We start from the raw sequence: 1,261 nt of genomic DNA on the forward strand, positions 1-1,261 counted from the left end.
ATCAGGACCGGGCGAATCAGGTCTTTCTGGATTTCCGAGTAGACCGTGTCGGAGGTGAGCGGCAGCTCGGTGTTGATGATGCCGTCGCGGATGGCGCTGCGTGAGGCGAAGTAGCTGAGCAGGGAAGTGCCGAGGAAGCCGCACGCCAGCAGCAGCAACAGGGTCAAGATCAGCGAACGCTGTGAAAACAGAGCGGAACGTAAAGGCATGATCTTCCCGTGATGTGTGCCAGGGCGCTTATTCTAGTGAGATGGCCGGGAAATCACTGCAAGTTTTTTGGGCCAGCGCACCTGTATCAATTTGTTGCGTAAATGGCACTGCAACTCGGCCTCGCGGTCTTATTCTACGTCGATGATCGCGTTGTGCATCGACGCTCGCCAGCGCCGCTGTTCGGGCACTCCAGCGGTCCAGGAGGCCGCCATGTCCTACCGAATCCTGTTGATTGCCCTGCTCGGGCTGATGACATCCGCCTGCGCCCCTTACTACGGAAGCGGGGGTTATTACCGTTCGGACTATTACTCAACCGACCGCTATGTGTCGCCGGGATATTACCGTTCCGACCGTTATTACGTGACGCCGCAACCGCGTTATTACTACCAGCCGGCCCCGCGCTACTACCGCTCGGCGCCAGCGCCTTATTACCGGCCGCAGCCACACCCGGGAGCCAACCAGTGGCACGGTAACCCGCGCTATGACTACGGTAACCGTCAGCGTAATGACTATGGACGTGACCGGGATCGTCACGACTACCGCGATGGCAGCCAGCGTTACCAGCATGGTGACCGGCACTCCAACCGGCAGGGCAATGGCGGCGGGCGCTGGGATGGTCGGCGCGGGCAGGGGCAGGGGGGGAACTGGCAGCGCTAGCTGAGCCTAACCCTGGGCTGCAACGCAGCCCCAGGTTGCCCACGCTATTCCAGGTCGGCCAATGGATGCCGGCCCTCCCACACTTTGGCAAAATGCGCTTCCACCACCGCCGTTGGCACTTGCGCGACATCCGGCCAGTGCCAGCGCGGCTGGTTGTCCTTGTCCAGCAAACGGGCGCGCACGCCTTCGCTGAACTCCGGGTGGCGGCAACAGTTCAGGCTCATGCTGTATTCCATCTGGAACACCTGCGCCAATGACATATGCCGGGCCCGGTGAATCTGCTCCCACACCAGGTGCGCAGTCAGCGGGCACCCTTCATGCAGGCGCTTGCCGGCGTCTGCCAGCAGCGGGTCGTCATGCTGCTTCAGCGCTTCCAGCGCCCGCCATGCCCCGG

Annotated in this window: 2 protein-coding genes and 1 pseudogene; 1 reads left to right on the top strand and 2 read right to left on the bottom strand. The window is 62.2% G+C overall.

Annotation, left to right across the window (positions count from 1 at the left end; genetic code table 11):
* A pseudogene (locus HP547_RS28815) lies at positions 1-209 on the bottom strand (GGDEF domain-containing protein); the annotation flags it as partial.
* Positions 210-420: 211 nt separating this feature from the next.
* Between HP547_RS28815 and HP547_RS28820 the strand changes: the two are divergent.
* The gene (locus HP547_RS28820; RefSeq protein WP_172288901.1) at positions 421-867 is read left to right on the top strand and encodes a hypothetical protein; all 447 of its coding nucleotides are present in this window, start codon (positions 421-423) and stop codon (positions 865-867) included.
* A gap of 44 nt (positions 868-911) precedes the next feature.
* On the opposite strand, the gene HP547_RS28825 is transcribed toward HP547_RS28820, so the two are convergent.
* Positions 912-1,261: enoyl-CoA hydratase/isomerase family protein (locus HP547_RS28825; protein WP_172288903.1), on the bottom strand; the 350-nt coding region annotated here is incomplete at its 5' end.

Source organism: Pseudomonas sp. CM27 (genome assembly GCF_013179515.1).
Taxonomy (GTDB): domain Bacteria; phylum Pseudomonadota; class Gammaproteobacteria; order Pseudomonadales; family Pseudomonadaceae; genus Aquipseudomonas.

Coding starts and splice junctions, on each gene's coding strand:
- HP547_RS28820 (WP_172288901.1), top strand. CDS start 421: ATGTCCTACCGAATCCTGTTGATTGCCCTGCTCGGGCTGATGACATCC.